At 73.9% G+C, this 5,883-nt stretch carries 4 protein-coding genes; 1 reads left to right on the top strand and 3 read right to left on the bottom strand.

The annotated features are described in order from the left end of the window. The first annotated feature begins 363 nt into the window (after positions 1–363). Positions 364–2,910, top strand: coding sequence for a CDP-glycerol glycerophosphotransferase family protein (locus tag ACFWA9_RS37755; RefSeq protein WP_380393852.1), 2,547 nt, complete (start codon positions 364–366; stop codon positions 2,908–2,910). On the opposite strand, the gene ACFWA9_RS37750 is transcribed toward ACFWA9_RS37755, so the two are convergent. The 3 genes from ACFWA9_RS37750 to ACFWA9_RS37740 form a co-directional block, all read right to left on the bottom strand. Further along, positions 2,895–3,383 (bottom strand): 2'-5' RNA ligase family protein, encoded by a 489-nt coding sequence (locus ACFWA9_RS37750; RefSeq protein WP_352291259.1) that lies wholly within the window; start codon positions 3,381–3,383, stop codon positions 2,895–2,897. The two genes, ACFWA9_RS37755 and ACFWA9_RS37750, sit on opposite strands and share 16 nt — an antisense overlap. A gap of 62 nt (positions 3,384–3,445) precedes the next feature. Next, entirely contained in the window at positions 3,446–4,486 is a 1,041-nt protein-coding gene (trpS, locus tag ACFWA9_RS37745) for a tryptophan--tRNA ligase (RefSeq protein WP_352291260.1), read from the bottom strand. Between the two features lie 30 nt (positions 4,487–4,516). After that, on the bottom strand, positions 4,517–5,839 hold the full coding sequence (locus ACFWA9_RS37740; RefSeq protein ID WP_352291261.1) for a hemolysin family protein: 1,323 nt from the start codon (positions 5,837–5,839) through the stop codon (positions 4,517–4,519). Between the last annotated feature and the right edge of the window lie 44 nt (positions 5,840–5,883).

Raw genomic sequence — 5,883 nt, 5'->3', positions numbered from 1 at the left:
CGGGGGGGGGGCCGGCCCGCCCCCCCCCCCCTACCCGGCCCCCCCCCGGGGGCCCCCCCCCCCCCCCCCCGCGCGGCCCGCCTCCGTGTTTTCCGGGCTGCTCCGGGCTGCTTTCCGGGCTGCTCCGGACAGCTTTCCGGACTTTTCTGGGCGCTTTCCGGGAGTCGCCGAAGATTCATATGAACAATTCAATCGAACCCGTGTTTCGCCGACGGATTTCTCAGCTATTCCTCCGGATTTCTCAGTTGACCCCGGGTGTCATTTCGGTATTCGATATCGAATCGGCCTCGTCCGCTCCCCCGGTACGAATGCCGCCCCGGACCACCGCCATGGGCCGGGATCCCGTTGCCGAAGGGCCACCCCATGCCTGTCCTCACGCGGTTCGTCCTCCCGCAGGCCGCCCCCCACTCGCACGACGACCTGCCCGCCGCCGACGAGGGCGTCGCCTTCGGCCTGCTGCGCGCCCGCTGGCACGCCCGCGGCCTCGAACTCACCGGCTTCGCCCGCCCCGACGACCTGGACACCGCCCGCCCCGGCTCGGCCTGGACCTGGCTGACCCTGCTCCGGGACGACGCCGAACCGCCCCTCCACCTCCGGTCCCGGCCGCGCCGGCTGCCCGAGATCACCGACGACAGCGCCCAGCCCGACCACAACCACGACTGGTCCGGCTTCACCGCCCTGGTCGAACCGCGCCGGCTGCGGCGGGCCGAGGAGTGGCTGCTCGGCGACTGGCGGATCGGGGTCACCCTGTTCACCCGCCCCCGGCCCACCCGGCTGCGCCGCCAGTACGGCGCCCTCGCCCCGCACTGGTGCGGCTCCGGTGAGTACCCGCCGGCCCGCTGGGTCGACCACGACGTCCGCCTCCAGCCGCACTTCGCCGACGGCCGGCTGCGGCTGCGGCTCGAACGCCCCGGCGTCCGGCTCACCCACGCCGCCCCCGCCACGGACGGCCTCGACCTGCGCGGCACCGCCGGGCACTGCCCGCCCGGCACCGCGCTGCGGCTGCGCCACCGGGAGAGCGACGCCGTCCTGCTGTGGCCGGTCGCCCGGACCGGCAACACCTTCGCCCTCCACCTGCCGTACCGGCCGTTCACCGCCGACGGGCGCGGCGCCGGCCACCTGGAGCACTGGGACGCCGAACTGCTGCGCCCGGACGGCTCCACCGAGCAGCTGACCCTGGACGAGCGCGGCGGCCCGGTGGCCGGTCAGCACGCGCTGCCCGGCGCCCCCGACCGGGCGCTCTACCTGAAGCACCTCGCCGATGGCCGGCTGCAGTTCTGCGTCCAGCCCGCGGCCGGCTACGTCGAGCGGATCGCGGTGCGGGCCGGCGGCTTCGAGCTCACCGGGCACTGCCCCGGCCGCGAGCCGCTCGACCTCGTCCTGCGGCACACCGGGACGGCCGGCGAGGTCCGCCACCGGGTCGACCGCGGGGCGGACGGCCGCTTCACCGTCCGGCTGCCCGCCACCCGCACCGGCGCCGACGGCACCGCGCTGCCGCTGCGCAAGGGCGTCTGGGAGGCCTCGCTGCTCCCGGCCGGCCGGCCGGGAGCGCCCCGGCCGCTGATCGCCGCCCCCGCGGCGCTCCCCGCGCTGCCCGCCGCCACCGGGGCCGGCGGCAAGCGGATCCTGCTCCAACGCCGCTGGCACGACACCCTGCTGGTGGACTCCACCCCCGTCCTCTCGCCCGCCGAGCGCAGCGCCTGGAGCCAGGCCCGCCAGCGCACCGACGGGTACCCGGCCGCCCGCCGGGAGCCGCTGCGCGACGCCGTGCTGTACGACGTGTTCGGCGGCCGCGGGTACGCCGACTCACCACGCGCGGTGCACGCCGAACTCGCCCGGCGCGGCGAGCCGTTGGAGCACCTCTGGACGGTCGACGACGCCCAGGCCGCCCTGCCCGCCGGCGTCCGCGCGGTACGGGTCTGGAGCCCCGAGTGGTACCGCGCGCTGGCCACCAGCCGGTACCTGGTCGGCAACACGCACTTCCCCGACTTCCTGGACCGCCGGGACGGCCAGGTGGTCGTCCAGACCTGGCACGGCTCGCTGCTCAAGCGGATCGCGCACGACGTCGAGAACCCCTGGCTGGCCGACCACGGCTACCTGGCGGCGCTCGACCGGGAGACCCCGCAGTGGAGCCTGCTGCTCTCGCCCAGCCCGTTCGCCACCCCGCTGCTGCGCCGGGCGTTCCGCTTCGGGGGCGAGATCCTGGAGTCCGGCTACCCGCGCAACGACGTGCTGGCCCGGCCGGACGCCGGGCGGGCGGCGGCCGTCCGGCGCCGGCTCGGCATCCCCGACGGCAAGCGGATCGTGCTCTACGCCCCGACCTGGCGGGAGGACCAGCGGCGCGGCGACGGCGAGGGGTTCCGCCTCGACCTGCGGATCGACCTGGACCGGGCCCGGCGCGCCCTCGGCCACGACCACGTCCTGCTGATCCGCCCGCACGCGCACGTCCGCGAGCCGCTGCCCGGCGCCGGGGACGGCTTCGTCCTCGACTGCGGGGACTACCCCGACGTGCAGGAGCTGCTGCTGATCGCGGACGTGCTGGTCACCGACTACTCGTCGATCACGTTCGACTTCGCGATCACCGGCCGCCCGGTGCTCTTCTTCACCTACGACCTGGAGCACTACCGGGACACCCTGCGCGGCTTCTCCTTCGACTTCGAGGCGCAGGCCCCCGGCCCGCTCATCCCCGACTCGGCCGGGCTGCTCGACGCGCTGCGCGGGCTCGCCGACGACGGCTCCGGCCCGCCGCCCGGGTACCGGGAGCGCTACCGCGCGTTCCGCGCCACGCACTGCGGGCTGGAGGACGGCGGGGCCGCGCGCCGGGTGGTGGACCGGATGCTCGACCTCGGCCGGGCCGGCGGGCACGGGGCACCGCGGCCCGGCGGCGGTGCGGGTCAGCCGAAGTCGTAGGAGCGCCAGGGGCGCCAGACCTCGTCGGCGTCGAACCGGGACAGGCCGAAGCCCGGCACCGCGAAGGCCGCCCGGAAGCCACGGGTCTGCCCGTACGCCTGGTCCAGCACGTCCTCCGCCAGCCCGTGCGCCACCGTGACGTGCGGGTGGTACGGGAAGGCCAGCTCCCGGGCCAGCGGGCCGGAGCGGATGTCCGCCTCCAGCAGCCGGCACTCCTGGGCGCCCCCCTCGACCCGGACGAAGACCACCGGCGAGACCGGCCGGAAGGTCCCGCTGCCGCGCAGCAGCATCCGGAACGGCCGGTGCGCCCGGGCCACCGCCGCCAGGTGCTCCTCGATCTTCGGCAGCTCGGCGGCGGCCACCTCGGTCGGCGGCAGCAGGGTGACGTGCGTGGGTATCGACCGGGCCAGCGGATCGCCGAACCCGGCCCGCGCGTCCTGGATCGCCGAGCCGTACGGATCCGGGACGCTCACGGACACGCCGATGGTGACGAGCTCGGGGAGATCGTCACCATCGGGCAGGCTCGTCAGGGCTGTCACCGCTTGGCGGCCGGGAGGAAGCCGATCCGGTCGTACACCGTCTCCAGCGTCTGCGACGCCACCGTCCGGGCCTTCTCCGCACCGATCGCCAGTACCCGGTCCAGCTCGGCCGGGTCGTCCAGGAAGGTGCGGGTGCGCTCCTGGAAGGGCGTCACCCACTCGGTGAACAGCTCGGCCAGCTCGGTCTTCAGGGCGCCGTACATCTTGCCCTCGAAGTGTGCCACCAGCTGGTCGACCGACTGGCCGCTGAGCGCGGAGTGGATGCGCAGCAGGTTGGAGACGCCGGCCTTCTCCTCCTCGTCGTAGGAGACGACGGTGCCGGTGTCGGTGACGGCGCTCTTGAACTTCTTGGCGCTGACCTTCGGCTCGTCCAGCAGGCTGACCAGGCCCTTGGCCGAGGAGGCCGACTTGCTCATCTTGATGCCCGGGTCCTGGAGGTCCTGGATCTTCGCCGTCTCCTTGAGGATGTACGGCTTCGGGACGGTGAAGGTCGGGCTGTAGCGGGTGTTGAAGCGCTCCGCGAGGTCCCGGGTGAGCTCCACGTGCTGGCGCTGGTCCTCGCCGACCGGCACCGCGTCCGCCTGGTAGAGCAGGATGTCGGCGATCTGCAGGATCGGGTAGGTGAAGAGGCCGACCGAGGTGCTCGCGGCGCCCTGCTTGGCGGACTTGTCCTTGAACTGGGTCATCCGGGAGGCCTCGCCGAAGCCGGTGAGGCAGTTCATCACCCAGCCGAGCTGCGCGTGCTCGGGCACGTGGGACTGGACGAACAGGGTGCAGCGGTCCGGGTCCAGGCCGGCGCCGAGCAGCTGGGCGGCGGAGACCCGGGTGTTCTGGCGCAGCGTCGCCGGGTCCTGCTCCACGGTGATCGCGTGCAGGTCGACCACCATGTAGAAGGCGTCGTTGGCCTCCTGGAGATCGACCCACTGGCGGACGGCACCGAGGTAGTTGCCCAGGTGGAACGAGCCGGAGGTGGGCTGGATGCCGGAGAGTACCCGGGGACGGTCCTTGACCGGACCAGTGACCGCTGCGTTGACCATGCGGGCCATTGTTCCAGTTCCACCGACCGGTCAGGAAACCTCTGCCCCCGGAGGTTCCGACAGTGTGACCGCACTCACCCCGACCCGGGCGATCCGCCGGCCCTCCAGCTTGGCCACCGTCAGCCGGACCTCCTCGGCGCCGATCGGGATCCGGACCTGGTCACCGTCGACGGGCAGCCGGCCGAGCGCGGCCACCAGGCAGCCGGCCACCGTCTCGTACGGGCCCTCGGGCAGGGTGACGCCGGTCTCCTCGGTGAAGTCGCCGAGGTTCAGCAGGCCGTCCAGCTCCATGGCGCCGCCGGCCAGCCGGCGGGTGGTGCTCGGCTCCTGGGAGTCGTACTCGTCACGGATCTCGCCGATCACCTCCTCGACCAGGTCCTCCAGGGTGACGATGCCGGCGGTGCCGCCGTACTCGTCCACCACGATGGCCAGGTGGTGGCCCTCCCGGCGCATCTCGCCCATCGCCGCCAGCACCCGCTTGGTGCCGGGCAGCAGCTTGATCGGGCGGGCCAGGTCGCGCACCTTCACCGCCTGCTCGCCGCGGGCACCGTACAGGTCGCGGACGTGGACGAAGCCGGTGACCGCGTCGTAGCTGCCCTCGACCACCGGATAGCGCGAGTGCGGCGAGGAGTCGGCCTGCTCGCGGACCTCGGCGAGCGGGCGCTCGGCGTCCAGGAAGGTCACCTCGGTGCGCGGGACCATCACCTCGCGCAGCTGGCGCTCCCCCGCGGCGAACACGTCGGCGATCAACGCCCGCTCGTCGCTTCCGAGTTCGGTGTTGGTGGCGACCAGGCCGCGGAGCTCCTCGGAGCTCATCGAGCCGCGCCCGGCCGCCGGGTCGCCGCCGAGCAGGCGGACCATCAGGTTGGTGGAGTGGCCGAGCAGCCAGATCACCGGGCGCAGCGCCACCGACATCACGTCCACCACCGGGGCGGCGAGGACGGCGATGGAGTCGGCGCGCTGGAGGCCGATCCGCTTGGGGGTGAGCTCGCCGAGCACCAGCGAGGCGTAGCTGATCAGCAGGGTGAGGCCGACCAGGGCGAGCGCGTCGGCGACGCCCGCGGACAGCCCGGCCCGGACGAACAGTGGCGCCACCTTGCCGGCCAGGGTGTCCGCGCCGAAGGCGGCGGACAGGAAGCCCATGCAGGTCACCCCGACCTGCACGGCGGCCAGGAAGCGGTTCGGGTCGGCGGCCAGGTGTGCGGCGCGGGCCGCGCGCCGGGTCCCGCGCCCCGCCAGTGACCTGATCTGGCCCTCGCGCAGCGAGATCAGCGAGATCTCGGCGACGTTGAACAGGCCACCCAGCATGATGAAGACGAGGACGAGGGCCGCGTCCTCCAGGGTTTCGTTCACAGCGGGTCAGTGTAGGGCGACGGCCCGCCGCCTCCGGTCAAGGA

It is taken from the genome of Kitasatospora sp. NPDC059973 (genome assembly GCF_042737525.1).
Taxonomy (GTDB): Bacteria; Actinomycetota; Actinomycetes; order Streptomycetales; family Streptomycetaceae; genus Kitasatospora.
The sequence above is the reverse complement of the archived record's forward strand: the minus strand, read 5'-3'. Positions and strand labels throughout refer to the sequence as shown.